This is a genomic window from Bacillus sp. FSL K6-3431, assembly GCF_038002605.1.
Taxonomy (GTDB): domain Bacteria; phylum Bacillota; class Bacilli; order Bacillales; family Bacillaceae_C; genus Lederbergia.
In genome coordinates this window covers 904,539-925,157 of sequence record NZ_JBBOCT010000001.1, presented here as the reverse complement: position 1 = coordinate 925,157, position 20,619 = coordinate 904,539, and the positions used below count along the sequence as shown (strand labels likewise).

20 protein-coding genes and 1 pseudogene are annotated in these 20,619 nt (G+C 36.7%); 18 read left to right on the top strand and 3 right to left on the bottom strand.

Going from position 1 to position 20,619, the window contains the following annotated elements; translation table 11 throughout:
• Positions 1-125: 125 nt before the first annotated feature.
• The 12 genes from MHB53_RS04685 (at position 126) to MHB53_RS04635 (ending at position 10,337) form a co-directional block, all read left to right on the top strand.
• Positions 126-620 (top strand): DUF2243 domain-containing protein, encoded by a 495-nt coding sequence (locus MHB53_RS04685; protein ID WP_340915985.1) that lies wholly within the window; start codon positions 126-128, stop codon positions 618-620.
• Positions 610-1,404 (top strand): cytochrome c oxidase assembly protein, encoded by a 795-nt coding sequence (locus tag MHB53_RS04680; protein WP_340915984.1) that lies wholly within the window; start codon positions 610-612, stop codon positions 1,402-1,404. Before MHB53_RS04685 ends, MHB53_RS04680 begins: the two co-directional genes overlap by 11 nt.
• 293 nt (positions 1,405-1,697) lie before the next feature.
• Positions 1,698-2,267 carry an NUDIX domain-containing protein gene (locus MHB53_RS04675; protein WP_340915983.1) on the top strand — a complete coding sequence of 190 codons (570 nt, stop codon included), beginning with the start codon at positions 1,698-1,700 and terminating at the stop codon, positions 2,265-2,267.
• 225 nt (positions 2,268-2,492) lie between these two features.
• Positions 2,493-2,576, top strand: a complete 84-nt coding sequence (locus MHB53_RS26245) for a putative holin-like toxin (RefSeq protein WP_445661498.1) — start codon at positions 2,493-2,495, stop codon at positions 2,574-2,576.
• 353 nt (positions 2,577-2,929) lie between these two features.
• Positions 2,930-3,154 carry a hypothetical protein gene (locus MHB53_RS04670; RefSeq protein WP_340915982.1) on the top strand — a complete coding sequence of 75 codons (225 nt, stop codon included), beginning with the start codon at positions 2,930-2,932 and terminating at the stop codon, positions 3,152-3,154.
• A complete protein-coding gene (locus MHB53_RS04665) occupies positions 3,081-4,268 on the top strand; it encodes a M20 family metallopeptidase (protein WP_340915981.1) in 1,188 nt (395 codons plus the stop codon). The genes MHB53_RS04670 and MHB53_RS04665 overlap by 74 nt, the downstream gene beginning before the upstream one ends.
• Before the next feature lie 79 nt (positions 4,269-4,347).
• The gene (locus tag MHB53_RS04660) at positions 4,348-5,298 is read left to right on the top strand and encodes a cation diffusion facilitator family transporter (protein WP_340915980.1); all 951 of its coding nucleotides are present in this window, start codon (positions 4,348-4,350) and stop codon (positions 5,296-5,298) included.
• A 126-nt stretch (positions 5,299-5,424) separates the two neighbouring features.
• Positions 5,425-6,027, top strand: coding sequence for a DedA family protein (locus MHB53_RS04655; protein ID WP_340915979.1), 603 nt, complete (start codon positions 5,425-5,427; stop codon positions 6,025-6,027).
• Positions 6,028-6,079: 52 nt separating this feature from the next.
• Positions 6,080-6,361: a DUF6509 family protein gene (locus MHB53_RS04650; protein WP_340915978.1), complete on the top strand. Its 282-nt coding sequence runs from the start codon at positions 6,080-6,082 to the stop codon at positions 6,359-6,361.
• A 505-nt stretch (positions 6,362-6,866) separates the two neighbouring features.
• Entirely contained in the window at positions 6,867-7,967 is a 1,101-nt protein-coding gene (gene proB, locus MHB53_RS04645) for a glutamate 5-kinase (protein ID WP_340915977.1), read from the top strand.
• 21 nt (positions 7,968-7,988) lie between these two features.
• A complete protein-coding gene (locus tag MHB53_RS04640; protein WP_340915976.1) occupies positions 7,989-9,236 on the top strand; it encodes a glutamate-5-semialdehyde dehydrogenase in 1,248 nt (415 codons plus the stop codon).
• A gap of 27 nt (positions 9,237-9,263) precedes the next feature.
• A complete protein-coding gene (locus MHB53_RS04635) occupies positions 9,264-10,337 on the top strand; it encodes a branched-chain amino acid aminotransferase (protein ID WP_340915975.1) in 1,074 nt (357 codons plus the stop codon).
• A gap of 233 nt (positions 10,338-10,570) precedes the next feature.
• On the opposite strand, the gene MHB53_RS04630 is transcribed toward MHB53_RS04635, so the two are convergent.
• Positions 10,571-11,392 carry an aminoglycoside adenylyltransferase domain-containing protein gene (locus MHB53_RS04630; RefSeq protein WP_340915974.1) on the bottom strand — a complete coding sequence of 274 codons (822 nt, stop codon included), beginning with the start codon at positions 11,390-11,392 and terminating at the stop codon, positions 10,571-10,573.
• 123 nt (positions 11,393-11,515) lie between these two features.
• Positions 11,516-11,977: a transposase gene (locus MHB53_RS04625; protein WP_340924469.1), complete on the bottom strand. Its 462-nt coding sequence runs from the start codon at positions 11,975-11,977 to the stop codon at positions 11,516-11,518.
• Positions 11,978-12,686: 709 nt separating this feature from the next.
• Between MHB53_RS04625 and MHB53_RS04620 the strand changes: the two genes are divergently transcribed.
• A complete protein-coding gene (locus MHB53_RS04620; protein ID WP_340915973.1) occupies positions 12,687-12,803 on the top strand; it encodes a winged helix-turn-helix transcriptional regulator in 117 nt (38 codons plus the stop codon).
• Positions 12,804-13,152: 349 nt separating this feature from the next.
• Here the strand turns inward: MHB53_RS04620 and MHB53_RS04615 are convergent, their stop codons facing one another.
• Entirely contained in the window at positions 13,153-13,767 is a 615-nt protein-coding gene (locus MHB53_RS04615; protein ID WP_340915972.1) for a sugar O-acetyltransferase, read from the bottom strand.
• Positions 13,768-14,323: 556 nt separating this feature from the next.
• Here MHB53_RS04615 and MHB53_RS04605 point away from each other — a divergent pair.
• From MHB53_RS04605 to mug, 5 genes and pseudogenes are all read left to right on the top strand, one after another.
• Complete coding sequence (locus MHB53_RS04605; RefSeq protein ID WP_340915971.1) at positions 14,324-15,250, top strand: ArsR/SmtB family transcription factor; 927 nt, start codon at positions 14,324-14,326, stop codon at positions 15,248-15,250.
• Between the two features lie 267 nt (positions 15,251-15,517).
• Positions 15,518-17,289 (top strand): annotated as a pseudogene (locus MHB53_RS04600) (glycoside hydrolase family 2 protein).
• A gap of 205 nt (positions 17,290-17,494) precedes the next feature.
• On the top strand, positions 17,495-18,787 hold the full coding sequence (locus tag MHB53_RS04595) for an ABC transporter substrate-binding protein (RefSeq protein ID WP_340915970.1): 1,293 nt from the start codon (positions 17,495-17,497) through the stop codon (positions 18,785-18,787).
• Positions 18,788-19,737: 950 nt separating this feature from the next.
• Positions 19,738-19,917, top strand: coding sequence for a GrpB family protein (locus MHB53_RS26240; protein WP_445661497.1), 180 nt, complete (start codon positions 19,738-19,740; stop codon positions 19,915-19,917).
• Positions 19,918-20,106: 189 nt separating this feature from the next.
• A complete protein-coding gene (gene mug / locus MHB53_RS04590) occupies positions 20,107-20,616 on the top strand; it encodes a G/U mismatch-specific DNA glycosylase (RefSeq protein ID WP_340915969.1) in 510 nt (169 codons plus the stop codon).
• Positions 20,617-20,619 lie beyond the last annotated feature (3 nt).

Genomic DNA, 20,619 nt, shown 5'->3' with positions numbered 1-20,619 from the left:
CTCATTCTTTGGTATAGCGGATTGTCGTAGAACTACGCTTACGATATAGAAAATGTCTATAGCCTATTTATCTTGGATAGACTAGGAAAAAATACTAAGAAGTTATATAAGAAAGGATACATTTAATGGATACTGGAATCAATACAGCTCGGTCTTCCTACTTGACCCGTAATCTTTGGTCGGGCATCCTGTTTGGACTAGGACTAGCCGCCTTTATAGACGAAACTATTTTTCATCAACTATTGCATTGGCATCATTTCTATGACAAATCCACAACGGATATTGGGTTGGTCTCAGATGGTCTTTTTCATGCTTTTAGTTGGTTTGCGACGATCAGTTCGTTATTCATGGTTGGTGACCTTCGCCGCAGAAATGCATTTTGGTTGAAAAGATGGTGGGGTGGAATGATGCTTGGGGGTGGTGCATTTCAGTTATACGACGGTACAATCCAACACAAGATAATGAAAATACACCAGATACGCTACGTAGAAAATATTCTTATTTACGATTTGATATGGAACATAGTTGCTGCTGTAATGGTCTTAATTGGTATGCTACAAGTTTTTCGTACGCGAAAAGAATCAAAACTATTGAGAGGTAGATCCGTAAATGAACAATAATCATATTTATGATGGAAGTGGAAATCCTTTCGAGTTTATACTGTTGTTATTGATTGTAATGATATTGATTATCTATGTCCTAGCTACTGTTTTATCAAATCGTCGTTACAAACGATGGCCGTTATATCGAACTTTCTTCTGGATCTTAGGAGTTTTTTGTGCGGCTTCAGCAGTTGTCGGTCCCTTAGCGAATAGTGCTCATATTGATTTCACGGTGCATATGCTTGGTCATTTACTTCTCGGAATGCTTGCACCACTTCTTATGGTATTAGGAGCGCCAATGACTCTTGTTCTGCGAACACTCAATGTGAAAACAGCCCGACGCATTTCAAGTATGCTCAAGAGCAGGCCTGTTCGAACGCTTAGTGATCCAATTATCGCAACCTTGCTCAATTTGGGTGGGTTATGGGTTCTTTATACGACGGATTTATTCTCGGCGATGCATCAAAATATTCTTCTTCATTTGTTCATACACCTCCATGTTTTCATTGCAGGCTATCTATTTACCATATCGATGATTTATATTGATCCAACACCACATAGGTCTAGTTTTAAATATCGGGCAATTGTGTTAATAATTGCTTTGGCTAGTCATGGCATCTTATCAAAATACATTTATGCTTACCCACCTACTGGCGTACTCGCTGTACAGGCTGAAATAGGGGGTATGATAATGTATTATGGTGGGGATGCAATTGATATTATGCTGATAATTATTCTTTGTTTGCAATGGTTCAGAGCCACTCGACCAAGAACAAAAGTACTTGAATCGGTAGGCTCTTAAACATTAAATTGCTCGATACTCCTTAAAAAAAGACTATTATAAAAAGTGATTCCTTTCCATTTAACTCGCATGTCCCTATCCCCTAAGAAATAACATTAAAAAGTGATTCTTTAAGAGTAGGATTTAGTATAATATTATATAATTGCATTTAAACCTCACTGAGATGGTATAAAGATGAGGAAGTTTTAATTATCAAGATTATGCTATAACATAATCTCGTGATCTAGCATGGTATGATAATAGCAAAATATTTTTTGAAGAGTTTTTATTTTGATAGTAAGGGAGAATACTACGTGGAAGCTAATTATTGTTTATCTTGTGGTCACCCAATGGAGATTCGTAACATAGGGGGAGAAAATCGAAAAGCATGTACAAATTGTCCCTTTGTTTTTTGGGGGGATTATAGTATTGGTGTCGGCGCACTAGTTATAAAAGATGAAAAACTCCTGCTAGTCCGTCGAGCCCAAAACCCTGGAAAAGGTTTATGGACTAATCCAGGAGGTTTTATCGAACAGCATGAACCGATTGAAAATTGCATTATCCGGGAAGTATTAGAAGAGACGGGTATTATCTCTAAAGTGAATGGAATCATAGCACTTAGAGATCAACCTCGAGATACGCACAATGTGTACATTGTATTTTCCATGGAGTACGTAGAAGGCTATCCACATCCAGATAATGAAGAGGTCGATGGTGCGGGCTTTTTTAGCCATGATGAAATGAAATCAATGGACGTGGCTGAGTTGACTCGTGATCTAGCAGATATCGCATTTTCTAAGCCAACACATGGTTTAGTTACTCTTCCAAAACATATTTCTGGCTTATATTGTATACAAAAAACAAAAGTTGGTAATGAAATATAGTTGCAAGCAACGCTAAGAAAAAATCCAAGCGTTGCTTTTGGAAATAATACGAATTAATTATATAAATAAATATTCCTACTATTCATCATAATAACGGTCAATATATGAATAAAATAGTCCAAAAGGAACATGTGTTCTAGTTTTGTCTATGTTATTATTATAGAGCAATGGCATGAGATTTCTCAAGGGTGGTCGGCCATCCCCAAATGAAAGGGGGTGTTGCTGATGACAGTTTTTCAAGCATTAATGTTTGCGATTGCATTTGCAAGCTTAATTATTGCTATTCTGTCATTTAACCAAAAAAAATAACCCACCCTTGAGTTAGGCGCTCAGGTGGATTAATTCTTCACGAGTGTCGATCCCCTAAAGGGAACCAGCTATTGCGTTACCGTTTCGATGTTATAGCATCGAAACGGTCTTTTAAATGTATGGAGTTTCTACATATATTATACCTTAACATTATAAAAATTAATATATTTGTATGGAAAATACGATCATCTTATTTATTACTTCAAGACTAAAGACGTGAATAATAGTTGATGCAATTGAACTGCTATTCAATCAATAAGTGGCACTATTTTCCAGTATTGCCGTGGATCTTTACACAAATACTTGTAGATAATACATAATTGGTATTTCTGAGTTTTATTGGAAGTGTTAAAGTGGCAACATCTAAGGGTAGCAGTACTAACGTCATTTTCGCTACACCTACATTACTTTCTATCATGATTATGATGCTTCATAATCATAGATATAGAACAAATGATGATGCACCTAATAAAGGTATATACCAGACAAAGGGAGAGTGTAAAAATGAGGAATCAACTATTAAAAATGTTGGAAGAAAGAAAAGAAGAAATGGTCGACATTCGCAGATACTTGCATGAACACCCAGAGCTTAGCTTTCATGAGGAAAAAACAGCCCAATATATCGTTGATTTTTATAAAGGTAAAGAGGTAGAAGTTCAAACCAATGTTGGGAATGGCTTCGGTATTATCGTCACGATTAATGGAGGTAAGGTTGGGAAAACGATTGGTCTGCGTGCGGATTTCGATGCGTTGCCGATTGTAGAAGAAACAGATGTGCCATTTAAATCTAAAAATGAAGGTGTCATGCATGCATGCGGTCACGATGGACATACAGCGTATTTGTTAATACTTGCGGATTGTCTGATCGAATTAAAGGACCAAATTCCGGGTACAATTAAAATTATACATCAACATGCAGAGGAGACACCACCAGGCGGAGCGAAAAGTATTGTTGAATCTGGTGCGCTTGATGATTTAGACGCTGTGTATGGGACTCATTTATTCCCAACTGATCCAACGGGGGTTGTTGGATACCGAAGCGGCTTTGCTATGGCAGGGAGGACGTATTTTAAGTTAGTCATACAAGGGGTTGGTGGTCACGGATCGTCCCCACATTTGGCGAATGATGCAATTGTCGCTGGCTCTCATTTTATCACCGCTGTCCAAACAATTATTAGTAGACGTCTAGATCCTTTTGAGGTTGGGGTTGTTACGATCGGTTCTTTTGATGGAAAAGGTTCTTTCAACGTAATAAAAGACAGTGTCACTCTTGAAGGCGATGTGCGCTACATGAATAGTGACACCCAGGAAAAGATAGATAAAGAAGTTCATCGCATCGCTAGAGGAATCGAGACTGAATTTGGAGTGAAGTGCGAGCTAACGTACACTTCAGATTATCCTCCTTTATATAATGATCCTGCTATCACAGCAGATGTTGTAGCGAGCCTAAAGTCGATGAATGACCCGGATATAAAGAATGTCATTGAATTTCCAAAGTTTTCTGGATCAGAAGATTTTTCCTACTATGCGGCAAAAATTCCCGGTTGTTTTTTCTTTATTGGCTGTAAACCAAAAGGCGTCGACACAGCATACTTCAATCATCATCCGAAATTTGACATTGATGAAGATGCATTGCTTGTCGCTGCAAAATCAGTAGGACAAGTAGTTTGCAGTTATTACAATATTGTATAATGCTCAATAGAAGTCCGAGTTTTTTGGGACTTTCTTCATTATGGCGATAAAAATATAGCATACAGTTGGGAGATCTAAAATGAGTTTTTTTCAATTATTGAAAAAAGGGAATACTTCATCCGGAGTTGCCGCCCTCGGTAATGCAGCACTTGCTATTATTAAAGGATTTGCGGCAGCATTCAGTGGAAGTGGGACGATGTTCGCCTCCGCTATGCATTCGTTGGCAGATGCGGTCAATCAAGGGTTTGTTTTCATAGGAAGTGCAATTTCAGAAATGAAGCCAAGCAAACGGTTCCCGCTCGGTTTCGGGAGAGTAGTTAATATTTTCTGTATGGTCGCGGTCATTGTAGTGACTATCATGGCATATGAAACAGTAAAGGAAGGTTGGCATCTACTGTTTCATCCAACGGAGTCGAGTAAACTTTTATTAAATCTCGCCGTTCTAATCATTGCATTTTTCGTTGATGGGTTTATTTTGTTAAAAGCAATGAAAGAAATTTTGAAAGAAACACGTGCTGAAACAAAAGGAATGATATTGTTTACCGCTTTTAAACAAGCTCCTAAAGCTTCACCTGCCACAAGATTAGTGTTTTATGAAGATTTAGTTGCTACATCAGGTGCAGTACTAGCCATTGTTGGAATTATCCTATCTCAGTTCTTTGGTCTGTTAGAAGCTGACGGTGTCGTTTCTATTTTGATTGGGATTTTGATGTTTTTTGTAGCCTTTCGTGTCGGCTATGATAATATGGTCGGACTAATTGGTGTAGCAGCTCCTGCTGATGTAGAAAAGAAAGTTGCTAATATGATTCTGGGACAACCAGAAGTAGTTGATATTTATGAATTAAGAATTATCCAGGAAGGAAGAATGTTTCATATCGACAGTACCATTGAGTTGGTAAAAGGCATGTCCCTAGCGGATGCAGATGATATTAAATTCAAAGTAAAAGATCATTTACTGAGAGATTCAGATATTGCGGATGTAACGATTGGAATCATAGAAGACGACGACATCCTAAGGTGGAAAACATAATGATCTTATTAAACCGCTTCGCTTTTAAACGGAGCGGTTATTTTATTGTGCCAATATGTTATAAAACATTGAAAAATTCTATATGATATGATAAGTAAGATTGTCTACTATTTAGGGGTGGCTCATATGGAACAGTGGATCACGCAGATAATGGAACAATATGGGTATTTCGGGATTCTTTTCTTAATTGCACTCGAGAATGTATTTCCCCCGATTCCTTCTGAAGTTATATTAACGCTTGGTGGATTTATGACGACGCGAACAAGTTTAAGAATTTCCGGTGTTATATTGTTTTCAACGATTGGCTCCACACTAGGTGCGATTTTACTTTATGGAATTGGCACATTGCTTGATATTAACAAATTAGAACAGATTACCGACAAGTGGGGGCATATTGTCCGACTAAAAAAAACAGACATACATAAAGCAGAAACATGGTTTGAGAAATATGGGGTCTGGACAGTGTTTTTGTGTCGGTTTATTCCATTAATCAGAAGTTTAATTTCAATACCTGCAGGCATGTCACGTATGAACTTTGGAGTTTTTATTGTTTTAACTGCTTTTGGCACATTTATTTGGAATGCTGTCCTCATAAATATCGGTGCAGCGGTAGGGGCTTCTTGGCAAACAATTGTTAACGTAATGGATGTATATTCTACTGTTATTTATAGTGGGATAGCTATTATTGGCATTCTTTTTCTATGGCTGTTTTATAAAAACAGATTTTAACATCCGAATAGTGTATAATTATTATTATTAAGCAGATGAGAGGATTCTATATATGAAAATAACTTCACATTCTAGAGAGAAATTACATGATCCAACAGGGATTTTAACGGGAGAACGTTATGAATTCTTTATTAACATAGAGTTACCGGAAGATGATGAGGCATTCACAGAAGGTGGATTATTGTTGCGAGTCATTTTTGCGGTCAATGAAAATCAATCGCGTGTTAGTCAGTATCATTTTATTGAGCCGTCAACAAACAATATTCTTGATTTTTCCTTATCTGAAGAAGAAGAAGAAATGATTACTGAATATTGTAAAGAAAACATTGAATAAAGGGCTATAAGCCTTGACTTTACCTTTTTTTCTCGTCATAATATTCTATAATATAAGTGAGTGTTCAAAAGGAGGATAAATAGGACCAAGAAGTTCGAGGCGACAAAGCTTTGAGTAACTTTGCGTATGCTTTTAATACGTGAGTAACGGAAAAGCAAGCCAACGAAGAATTTCGCCGTGTCATTTTTTTCGGACTTTTTGAACATCGTCTATAAAGATCGTTGACGGAGGATTATTATGTAGATATTGATGCGACAGAGAGCGAAATTTATTAGCTGGAAGATTTCGCAGTAATCAAACTACAAAACCTGCCTCCTAAGTCCCGGGCAAAAACTCAGGCGCATCTTCAGCGTTATGAAGCTAAGCGGGATGTATATGAATGCATCCAAAATTGGTGGTACCGCGGAAGCAAGCTCTTTCGTCCTTTCATAATAGGGATGAGTGGGGCTTTTTTTATTTACCATTATATAACAGATGTTAGGATAAATGAGTAGGAGTAATGTAAATGAAGAAAAAGCGAATTGTTGTTAAAATTGGCAGTAGTTCTTTAACAAATGACAGGGGAGAAATTGATCAGGAAAAATTCCAAGATCATGTGAACGCGGTTGCCGCACTCCGAAAAGCGAAACATGAGGTAATCCTAGTTTCTTCAGGTGCTGTTGCGGCCGGTTTTGCCATGTTAGGCTATCCGTCCAGACCCGTCACTATTAAAGGACGGCAAGCTGCTGCAGCTGTAGGACAAAGTTTATTAATTGAATCCTATATTGAGAAGTTTAGTACATTTAACATTATTCCGGCTCAAATTTTATTAACGAGAAATGACTTTTCAAACAGGGAGCAATATCGGAATGCATTTTCAACAATTATAGAGTTGCTTGAGCGTGGGATTTTACCAATTATTAATGAAAACGATACTGTATCCGTCGAAGAATTGACTTTTGGTGATAATGATATGCTCTCAGCACTAGTTAGTGGCTTCATTCACGCTGACCAACTTATCATATTAACGGATATTAATGGCATTTATGATGCAAATCCACATACAAATCGAATAGCTAATAAGCTACACCATTTGGAAGATATTACAGATGAAATGTTGTTATCTGCGGATGGTCCGGGATCAAAGGTAGGAACCGGAGGCATGAAGTCAAAATTATTAGCTGCAAAAACCTCCCTATCACTCGGGGTTCCCGTTTTTATTGGTAATGGAGTCGGTAGTGAGAAACTACTAAATATATTACATGGCAGTGGTGATGGAACGTATATTTCTAATGATTCTCTCGACTCAATCAATACAAACAGACAATGGATTGCCTATCATTCTGAGTCAGCTGGGAAAATCTATGTCGACCAAGGAGCAGAAGAAGCCATTTTATATAATGGTAGAAGCTTATTGCCAGCTGGGGTATTCAAAGTGAGTGGTACCTTCAAAAAGGGTGATGTCGTAGAAGTATATGGACTAAATGGCTTGCTAGGTAAAGGGGAAGTGAGTTGTTCATCCGATCATTTAAAAAAAGAGATGGAAAAGCGTAGGGAGGAACATTCATCATTACCACCGACACCTTCAGTAGAAATCATTCATCGCGATCGTTGGGTGCAAATATAGTATTTTTGGAGGGGAAATAAAATGAGCGAAATAAATAATAAAGGTAAAAAAGCAAAAGCAGCCAGTTATTCATTATCTGCAGTGACTACAGAGGAAAAAAATGCTGCCTTAGCATTCATCGCAGAACAATTACTACTGGATCAGTCATTTATTTTAGCAGAAAATCAAAAAGATCTAGAATTAGGTAAAGAAATCGGGCTAACAGACTCTGTACTTGATCGAATTATGCTTAATGAAAATCGAATTCAAGACATGTCAGATGCGATTCAGTTATTAGTTAAGTTAAATGATCCAATTGGTGAAACATTGGAAACAATTGAAAAAGATAATGGATTACATATTCAGAAAAAACGGGTTCCAATTGGTGTTGTTGGTATGATATATGAAGCAAGACCAAATGTGACAATAGATGCCGCAACCCTATCGTTAAAAACAGGGAACGCGGTGATATTACGCGGTAGTTCTTCGGCAAGATTTTCTAATATGGCATTAGTAAAATCGATTCATCGTGCACTTGAAAAAAGCGAACTTCCTGTAGATGCAGTACAATTAATCGAGGATACGAGTAGGGAAACAGCAAAAGAACTATTTCATTTAAACGAGTATTTAGATGTCCTCATTCCAAGAGGCGGGAAAAAATTAATTGAAACGGTTATTCGGGAATCTACGGTTCCAGTAATTGAAACCGGAGCTGGTAATTGTCATATTTATGTGGATGAAAGTGCTGAAAAGCAGATGGCTATGGAGATTGTTTTAAATGCAAAACTGCAGCGTCCATCCGTATGCAATGCAATTGAAACGATTTTAATTCATGAGAAATGGTATGGGGAATTCGGTAAAGAATTATTAGAAGATTTGCATACTCAAGATGTGGACATTTTCGGGGATGAAACAGTCGTAACATCCTTTCAAGCTGCCACATTAGCTACCGAAGAAGACTGGAGAACAGAATATCAAGGATTATCCGTTAGTGTAAAAGTTGTGGGTGATGTAACCGAGGCTATTGAGCATATTAACGAATATGGAACAAAACATTCAGAAGCAATCATTACAAATAACGAAAAGCATGCTGCCATGTTTTTACAAAACGTCGATGCAGCTGCAGTTTACCACAATGCATCTACACGATTCACGGATGGATTTGAATTTGGTTACGGCGCTGAAATTGGCATTAGTACGCAAAAGCTACATGCAAGAGGTCCGATGGGATTACATGCGTTAACATCTAGCAAGTTTATTATTTGTGGAAATGGACAAATTCGTCACTAATTCAGAAAAGACAAGGGGATAAGAGATATGACAAATGATCAAATCAACGTTCAATTATGCTCAACTAGGAAAGAAAAGCCTGATTTTAACAATCTATCGTTCGGTACTGTCTTTACAGATCATATGTTTATTCTAGATTATACGGAAGGTACGGGATGGCATGATCCAAGAATTGTCCCTTATCAACCAATCACGCTCGATCCAGCGTCAATCATTTTTCACTATGGTCAAACTGTTTTTGAAGGACTGAAAGCATACGTAACGAAAGATAAAGAAATCTTGTTATTTAGACCAGATCAAAATATGAAAAGGCTAAATCGTTCAAGCACACGCTTATGTATTCCTGAAATTGATGAGGAATTAGCGATTACTGCCCTAAAAAAACTAATAACAGTCGACAAAGAATGGATTCCAAATGTAGCGGGGACATCGTTGTATATCCGTCCATTTATTATCGCAACGGAGCCGTATTTAGGTGTTTCATCTTCGGAAACGTATCAATTCATGATTATACTATCTCCCGTTGGAGCGTATTATAAAGAAGGCATCAATCCTGTAAAAATTTCCGTGGAAAGTGAATATGTTCGTGCAGTTCCGGGTGGTACAGGAAATGCAAAAACTGCCGGAAACTATGCTGGAGCTTTAAAAGCTCAAGTAGCTGCAGATGCAGAGGGATATTCTCAAGTACTTTGGCTTGATGGAAAAGAAAAGAAATACATTGAAGAAGTAGGTAGCATGAACGTCTTCTTCAAAATCAATGGAGAAGTGGTGACCCCTTCTTTAAATGGTAGCATTTTAGAAGGTATTACTAGGAAGTCTGTCATCGAACTATTAGAGCATTGGGATATTCCTGTTGTTGAAAAACAAATTTCAATTGACGAAATTTTCCGCGCCCATCAAGAGGGGATTTTGGAGGAAGCTTTCGGAACAGGGACTGCAGCAGTCATTTCACCAATCGGAGAATTGTTTTGGCAAGGTGAAAAACTCATTATTAATAATGGGGAAACAGGGTCATTATCGAAAAAAGTATATGATGAATTAACAGGCATACAAACTGGGATAAAAGAAGATCCGTTTGGTTGGAGTGTGAAGGTGGAATAATTAACTAGTTTAACAGGCTAGGCTGTCTCATTGATAGCCTAGTTTTGCCATAAAGTAGGCAGAGAGAACATGTTAATATCTTTGATGAATACAGTTCAATTCTAATAGTAAAAATAGTTCACATCCTTTCCATTCATTGAATATAACTAAAGCCTAAATTCCCTTAAGGTAGGGAGATTAGGCTTTTATGTTCCAAAAATTGTCTTAGCATATATTTTTGTTGAATGGTTTCGCTATGATGGACATTCTTCTATACCAATACATTGAACATATTTTACAAAGGAATAAGCTTCCTGCAAACTTCCTGCTCTTGGCGAAGTATTTTCGTCAAATCCAAGTTTTCTATCTTCCTTTACCTGGCTTAACAGTTTCAACCAACGAGAATCTAAATTCTTTGCAGCCCAATCCAAACCATGTGCTTTGGATGTTACTTCACCAGTTTTTATTGTGTATAACATCCTACATGCTGTTGTAACAATATATCTTTGTCCCCATGCGATTGTGGGTGGCATCCAACTGTGAGTATCTTCAATCATATTAACTAGTAATTTTTTTGCTGTATCTCTCATTATTTCTTTAGGTATTGGATCTACTAAGTTTTTGGGATCAGGTCCAATTAATGTGATACCCTTTTCTCTTAATGACCATCTTGCCCAACAATTATTGCAATGAGTATCCCATTGCATTTCTCTCCATCCATGGTCTATATACAACCATTTCGCGTCCAACCTTTCTAGGGTCTTGAATTCTGAGGCAATTGGATAGGATCCTTCCAAATGATGTGTCCAATGTCCTTGCCGAGTAGGAATTTCATCATGTAACTTTCTTAATTCCTTTTCTTGATAATCATTTAGTTGTTTATTAATGAATATTAGAAAGTCACAATCACTTTCCATATCTGCATCACCTACTGCAAAAGAACCTTGTAAATATGCTCCAATAAAATTATCTCCAAGTATATTTCTAGTAGATGTAACTAGATTAATAAGAAGTTTGTTAAGATCTGAAAACCTTGTAGGGCTTGTATTTATATCAATCTCTCCTTTACTTGTCATTATGTTATCTAGTTAATAATAAGATGAGGTTCGTAATTAATAACTTATTCTACATCCACTGATAGAATTCCTTGTTCACTCATTTACTTCACCAAAAGAAAAATTCCAAGCATAATAAATTACTTAATTTGTAGTTAACGGGGTGGCTGATACGGTATACCCTTGATCATACAAAAGTTGGACATGTTGAATCCGTACCCATCTTTTATCTTCATTGTGTAATCGCTGGTATTCTTCTTTACGAAAAGGTCTTTCGTTTGTTTTTTCTTTAACAATGATTTTACCCAAATGAATCGGTGTCCATTTTGCCGGTACAAAACTGCAAATGCTTTTCTTAATCTCTTCGAAAAGCTGATGAAGGATATGCCAACGGTCACCCACCTGAAGAATAGTCGAAGAAGCTTCCGTGAGAGCTTTGGCATAGGTTTTGGACCCATCGCGTGTAATCAATTCAATTTCGGGATGATTTTTGGGCCACTCAGTCACATCATTCTGCTTGCCAGTCTTTAGTAGGGGTATTTTCGTCTGTAAATCAATGAGGTTTGTTCCGTAAGCCATCCGTTTTTTTAATGCAAAGTCATCGATACCAACGAAAGGGAGAGACCTTCTTGCCGAAGGTAACTGCCTTAACCCTTCTCAGGAGTGTATCATGACTAACTGGAGTATGGAGCGCCCGGCATACTTTTTGCGCAATTAGATAGTTAGTGGAAAATGCCACTTTTTCGATGGCTTCCTCCAATCGATCGGTCTTCCTTTTGTATGGCTGTAGCCAAGACAATCGTTCAGTAAAGACAGTCACCTGGCAGTCAGTGTCATCACAAAACCATTTGTGGAGAAGGATCTGAAAATGGACATGACGATCTGAAATAGGTAATTCATCAATATAACGGCAGTAACGTCTATGCGCACGACATGAAATCTTTGTGGCAAGAAGGACTTCTGGCAGACGACGAATCGACTTCTTCGCTCATTTGCTCCTCATGAATGATTTGAACGCTATCATCTAAAGCGGAGATCGAATTACCGATAAATGTCGTCATCTCTTTCATCAACCTTTCCGTTTACCCGAAAAATGTTGAAAAGATGCACTCACCAAAAGAGTGTGAGAGCCATTTCTACTTGACTCTTACAGTATGCAGTATTTTATGACTAAGTCAGTAAAAACATGATTGTTTAGATTTTTTATTAAGAAACTGAACAAAAAAATTATAACACTGTCCATTGACATATGCGTTGAATTTAATTTGGGGAAGTGGAGACTCCCTATATTTGGGCTTTATGGAAAAACAAAACGATGGGTTACAACGAATTGAAACAGGATATCGATGGCATCACAAATATGGTGTTGTCTCAAACATTAAAGGAAATGGATGGTTATGGACTAGTCCTTCGCAAGCAGTATATGGAATAGGCCAAGTGTTGAATATTCATTAACTGAGGAAGGGAAGAAATTGGTACCATTCTTGGAATCATCTAGCAAAATGGGGTAAACATATGCAGAATAAGTGAATTTTTTTGGACTTGTTGAGCAAAACCTAATAAAAATATCTGACTGTATAAGTTAATTAAATATGAAAACTATCCCTAAAACGAAAATTTCATGGGATAGTTTTTTATCGTTCTAATTATAAGCAAATTTTATCCTATTCCCATTAAAATGTACAAAAACTCATAAATCATGACTTTTGGGAACTACCTCTTCTTTGTCGGATAATAAATTTTTAATTAAAAATGGAGGCTTCTCGCCTGCAAATATTTCCTTATTGTATATCTATTTCCTTGTCTTTATAATAATATTTCATATCCTTGTCATTAATTTCTCTAATAACTCTGCACGGGTTGCCAACAGCCACGACATTAGCAGGTATATTCTTCGTGACTACACTTCCAGCACCGATAACTGTATTTTCTCCGATATGTACACCTGGGAGTATGACAGAGTTTGCACCTATCCAGACATTATTTCCTATATGAATCGGAACATTGTACTGTGCTTGCTTGCTCCTTAATTTTGGATGTATAGGATGCGTTCCAGCAGAAACAGTAACATTTGGTCCGAACAAAACATTGTTACCAACAAAAATGTCACAATCGTCAACTAACGTCAAATTGAAATTAGCATATACATCATTGCCAAAATGCACATTTTTTCCTCCCCAATTGGCGTGAAAAGGTGGCTCAATATAACAATTTTCTCCTATTTTAGCGAACATTTTCTTTAGTAAATGATCTCTTTTGATCTGTTCGCTTGGGCGTGTGCCATTAAAATCATATAGTAATTCTAGATATTTCAATTGCTCTGTGATTAAAGACTCATCGTTGCAATAATAGAGTTTTTGACTATGCATTCTTTTTGTAATTTCTTTAAGATCCATATTTATCCCCTCTTTTTATTATATTTATATTAACACTGACTTTTTAGAAGCCCTACTTTCCTTGTCGATTATTTCGCTCCAGACGGACGCCTTTTCGTGGGGCCGTGATCTTCCTCGGCGCTTTGCTATAATCCTCTGACAATTTCTTCGATATAGAAAAACAAAGAGTCGATAAGACGTTTTCAATGAATTACTTACTTATTGGTGCCTGACGTTTTCTCCGTCATGCTTTTTTTGAAAAATCTCTCTTAAATCAACATGAAAACCATTCAAAAATTACCTAATTCAGTTTTTATATCGTGCTGAATATACAACTCTTCTTCATTTAAGGCGTATACTGATACTGAACTCAACATTGGATTAACAATCCAATATTCTTGAACACTCTGTAATCGAAATGGTTCTTTACTATTTCAATTAAAACGAATAGCAATCTTAATGAATGCGTTTTATTACAAACATTGTAGACGGTTTCATGTTATTTGTTTATATTAGAATAAACAAATACATATAATATAATGGGTGTATAGATTACATGGGATTTGGAGGAATCATTTTGTTAGAACTATCTATGAAAGATCCTGAAAGCTTGCAGAAAATTGCACATGCTCTGTCGTCAGAAGTGCGGTTACAAATAATTAACCTATTGAATAAAGGTAATATGAATGTAAACCAGCTGTCTGAAAGCTTGAATATACCTGTCTCAACAACTGCCTCGCATATTAAGATTCTCGAAAAATCAGGATTAATAAATACAGAACTTCGTCCGGCTAGTAGGGGTGCCATGAAAGTATGTAAACGAAATTTTGATGATATTCATATACAATTAAATCGCGTAGAGAATTTTATGAAAAGTAGTCATAAAACTTTAGAGTTGGAAATGCCAATCGGACAGTACATTGATTTTGATGTTGCTCCTACTTGTGGGATGGCAAATCATGAAGGAATGATTATCCCGGAAGATGACCCGGTTCATTTTTATGATCCAAATCGTTCCGAAGCACAGATTATATGGACAAGAAAAGGGTATTTTGAGTATAAGTTTCCGCTAGTGATTCCAATTGACGCAACAATTGAAAACGTCCAAATTTCTTTGGAGATATGTTCAGAGGCACCTAATTATGATCATAATTGGCCTTCGGATATAACTGTATGGATAAACGAAGTTGAAATTGGAACATGGACTAGTCCTGGAGATTTTGGGGGCCGCCCCGGAAAGTTGAATCCTAAATATTGGAGTGAATCAACCTGTACGCAATATGGGGCATTGAAAACGTGGAAGGTAACAAATAGGCATTCAACCATTGATGATTTTCATCTTTCTGATGTGATCATTGATGAATTAGGTATATTTAATCGTATGTTTATGTCTTGTAAGATTGGCATAAAGGAAGATGCAATCCACAAAGGTGGTTTAAACTTATTTGGCCGTGAATTTGGAGACCATCCACAGGATATAAAATTGCTAATAGAATATTCATAAAGGTTGAAATCTTAAATGAATGTCCTTCTAGTCTATTAGATTAGAAGGGCATTTTTTTGATTAGAATCAAAATGACGAAATAATTACAAAATAACAAAAAAATATTGACAATTAATTATTGAAAACGTATTCTTTATGTTAATTACAGAAAAACAGTAATAAACTAATTTTATTGTAATATAGTTTATTTCAAGGTTACCAGAACTTGGTGTTGCTATTTTGGCATCCCCTTTAATGAGAAAACATTATAAAGGGAGGGTATGGTAGATGACGACGACTGTAACAACATATCAAAGAACGGAATACCCGAGACCACAATTTCATCGACAATCATGGGTCAACTTAAACGGGGTTTGGAAATTTGCATTTGATGACCATAATATCGGTGAAAAAGTATTATGGTATGAAAATCCATCTTTATCTTCAGAGATTCAAGTACCTTTTACTTATGAAACAAAAGCTAGGGGTATAGGAGAGAAACAGTTTCATCCGTATATTTGGTATCAGAGGACATTTGATATACCAAAGGAGGATATAGGTAAAAGAGTTATCTTGCGATTCCAAGCATCTGATTATGTAACGAAAGTATGGGTGAATGGAATTTATATAGGCAATCACATAGGGGGGATGCTGGGTTTTCTTTTGATATTAGCCATGCTGTTGATAGCACAAAAGAAAATGAGTTGGTCGTAAAAGTAGAGGATAGCCAAAGTTGCTATCAGCCAAGGGGAAACAGCGTTGGATAGATAAGAACTTTGGCTGCTGGTATGTCCAGAACACAGGTATATGGCAAACCGTTTGGCTAGAATTTTTAAACCAAGAAAGCATTGAACATGTAAAGATTACCCCCAATATAGATAGAAAATCTGTTGTTTTTGATTATAATTGCATGGTGATATTACTGAAGATTCTAAACTAGAAACGACTATTACATTTGCTGGTAAGAGGGTAAAGCAATTTTCAATGAATCCAGATCGTTCCCATATGAGTCTTGACGTAGAGATTGCTTCAGAAATACATGAGTGGAAAGTTATGCATTGGACACCGCAACACCCAAATCTGTATGATGTTAACTTTCGTTTATATGTAGGGGGTGAACTTGTAGATGAAGTAGATTCCTATTTTGGCATGAGGAAAATATCTATAAAAAACGGGCAAGTGCTTTTAAATAATTCACCATTTTACCAAAAGCTTTTGTTAGATCAAGGTTATTGAACAGATACAATGCTGACTCCTCCATCGGATGAAGCGATGATAGAGGATATTGAAAAAACACTTCAAATGGGTTTTAACGGTGTTCGAAAGCATCAAAAGATTGAAGATGAGCAATTTTTATATTTGTGTGATAAAAAAGGATTACTTGTATGGTCTGAAATGGCTGCCACTTATGAATTTTCAGATGAGGCGATTGAAGGCTTTATACGAGAGTGGCTGTAGATTATACAACAACATTATAATCATCCTTCTATCATTACCTGTGTTCCTTTTAATGAATCTTGGGGAGTACCCAATATTCTTACGGATGAAAAACAGCAAAAATTTTCAGAGGCCATTTATTATCTAACAAAATCAATCGATCCTGACCGTCCAGTTATTGTGAATGACAACTGGGAGCATACGATTTCGGATATTATTGCATTGCATGATTATGAAGAGTTAGGTGAAGTGTTCTACGAGCGGTATAAGGATAAGGAGCGAATTCTAAACAATGAAATTCCCCACAACAATCATAAATATGCATTTGCTGAAGGTTATGAATATAGGGACATCCTGTCATGCTAACTGAATATGGAGGTATTGCTTTTAATGATGGTAGTGGCTGGGGGTATGGAAATCAAGTAGAAACAGAGGGAGCGTTTTTAAAACGCTATAGGTAAATAACCAATGCTATTAAAGCTATACCCTTTATAAGTGGATATTTCTATACACAAATAACTGATGTGCAACAAGAAATTAACGGCTTATTAAGAGAAGATCGGACGCCGAAAATTGCGTTGGAAAATATAAAGGAAATTAATGATGCTAGTATAACGAAATAGGATGTCAAATTCAAATATTATTGACGATGTGAATATGAAGTTTGTAATGGGGGAATTTGACAAGGTAGGCTTGTAAAGCCTATCCGGGTGTAGTATCGGCATCTACAAAAGAAGAAGTGTTAAATGATTCTTCTGTTAAGTTGATTGTGTAGTGGAATTGTTTCAGCAATTTTAGTATATATTTTTTGAAAATGGAGGTTAGGAGATGAAACGGCTCACCTTAAATATAAGCTTATTGATAATAGTATTGTTTAGCCTTAGTGCATGCTCTACACAAGAAGGGGCCAATATTGATAGTGAGGCTGAAAATGATGGAACGACTGATGAGGAAGAAATTACTCTAATATGGGCATCCGATCACCCGGAACGCTACGAGGTAGCTAAAGAAGCAATTGAAGAAAAGTTTCCGCATATTACAATTGAGTTTTATACCGCACATTCGAACAGAGAAAGCTTACAGGAAATGCTAGCAGCACAAGTTCAACCTGATATTTATAATACGTTAAATGCCTATCGAATTCCGGTTTATATGGAATCGCAGTTAGCGTATGATATGGATGAGTTAGTGGAGGCACAGGGGTTTGACCTAGAGCGAATTGAGCCGGGCTTATTGTCGCGAATTCGGTCGTATGCTCTTAATCAAGAATTGTATTTACTTCCTTATGAGCCAGATCTCTTAGCTCTTTTTTATAACAAAGACATATTTGATCTATTTGGTGTTGAATATCCTTCCGATGGTATGACATGGGACGAAATACTAAATCTGGCTAGACAACTAACTAAGGAATATGATGGTACCCAATACTATGGTTTGGAAATTTGGAATCCATTCTTTCCGGGTGAGGCGTATGATGTTACCTATGTTGATCCAGATACGGATGAACCAGTGTTTACCAACTCAACAGGTTTAAGAGCGGGATTCGATTTATTTAAAGAAATGAGGCAAATACCGGGTAATAATGAAGCCTCATGGGTGGTGAATGGACAAACAGCGATGTCTGCTCGTTTCAAAGATGTCGGGCCATTACTTCAAGCGGAAGAGGATACAGGGTTGAACTGGGATATGGTCTCGTGGCCTACTTTTGAGGATCTACCTGGAATAACCCCTGTTCAAGGTGGAGCGGCAATTGGTGTTTCTGCAACTAGTCAATATAAAGAACAGGCTTTTGAAGCATTCACCTATCTTTTATCAGATGAATATCAGATAAAGCAAGTAAGAAAAGGGCTAAGTACACCATTAGCCGATAAAGAGATTCAAAGTCAAATTTATGCAGACGATCCACGTATGGCCGATAAAAATACAGGAGCATTTTTTTACCATATGTATAATGGTGGACCAGAGCGAAGGTCAATCTATGATAATGTACTCGATGAATTTAGAGGTGATCTAATAGAAGAGCTAGCGAATGGAAGTCACAGTGTCCCAGAAATTTTAAGAGAATATGAAGATCGGGTTAAGGCAGTTATCGATGATCAAAAGAGTTGGATAGAGAACTGATTCAGCTCTTAGATTAAGCAGCTCGATATAAAGCACTACTTGATGTTCATATTTTTGAAGGCGGGGAAGGTAATCATTGACTAAAATCTGATAAGTATTATGTAGAGAACGCATCTTTTCATTGTTATAGGCTCTTAATCTCTTTAAGCATTCTTCTTGGGAACATAGTGCCTGTCACTCCCCGACTTTTCTTGTTTCACAGAATAATATGTTGGCGCATATATTATGCAAAAGGGAAAAGGCTTGCACGGATATAATAGTTGTGTATAAAGACAGATAGAACTTACGTTCTACCTGTCTTGTTTGTTTCTCCTTTGAAAATTCCACATATTGTTAACCTCGTTTTCGTTTCCTTATTTTGTTTTTTATTTCATCGTTTAGTTCACAACTTCATATTTTTAGACCACTTATTACGTGATGGGGGACAGACCCCTTTTCTAGAGCATGAAAAAGAAGAAAATAAAAAAAAAGTCCAGATGAATTTGACTGGGAAAACGTTGAGGTTAAAATGGATTTGGATCAGACAAAGCAGTTCGTTACTATGTATCAAAACCTAATGAATTTTAATGATTGAACAATTCAAAACCAATTCATTCTTTACCTATCTGATGTTTTTTATATTATTTCAAATTATAAAGCCATCGATAAAAATACGGTGTGATTAGGCTTTTATCCGTTAAAATCTTTAATTGAAAGACAGATTTGAAGATAAAGTATCCCCCATTTCTTAAGTTGTTTCCATTTTTGGCCAAAGTGACACAGGCTCAGTAAGTGCAATAAGAAAGATGTCTGTTATTAATGAAACATTTCAGTCGATATAACCGAATAGTATTAAGGTTTCCTTATCTGACAAAAGACGTAGATAATATTCTTACTAAAGAAAGGGGGCTTTTTATCTATGTGGAAGAAATATATCCAATCGGTCACATCTGGTTATCATTTTAAAACACCTGCAATTACTAAGGGCGCATGCCAAAAACCGGAAAGGTAAAAGGTACGGGGAACTAAAAGTAAGACTGGCAAAACAGTTTCCTGATAATACTCATGAGTATCAAATAGCTAAAGGGCCATTCGTGAATAACTTAGTCGAAAAAGTTAAGCACTGGGCTTCAAAAAGAACTTTCTTTTGAATGGGGGCTCTAAAATAGCTACAGCAGCTGAAAGTTTAATTCAATAATTAAAGCCAACAGCTACTATATATTCAATATGCTTTTGCTGCTTCAAGGAATATATGCTTTAATTGAGACACAGTAAAGTTCTGTTCAATTAAGTAAATCTTTATAGAACAGAGCGCAAAATGAAAAAGGATGCGTTACTTCATGAAGCCAATCTCTGACCATATAAGAGTAAATTTAGATGTGCTATTTGTTGGGTTTAATCCGAGTATCCGGTCCAGTGAAACAGGTCATCACTTTGCTAATCCAACAAATCGATTTTGGACCATTTTACATAAAGCCGGAATCACGGATAGAAAATATCAACCGACAGAAGATTTCAAGCTACTAGATATTGGATATGGCCTTACAAATATAGTGGATAGACCAACGAAAAGTGCAGAAGAAATTACCCCCGAAGAATATCAGATAGGAAGAGAATGTTTAAAAACCAAAATTAATGAATATAAACCAAAGATTGTCTGCTTTGTTGGAAAAGGAGTATACCAGCAATACAGCGGTCTGAAGAAGCTTCCGTGGGGGGGGCAAACAAAATCGGTCATTCCCGGAACACTCGATTTTGTCGCTCCATCATCTAGTGGATTAGTAAGGATACCAATAGAGGAAATTGCAGCCATTTATAGCGAGCTTCCAAGACTAAATCATAATAATTAGAGC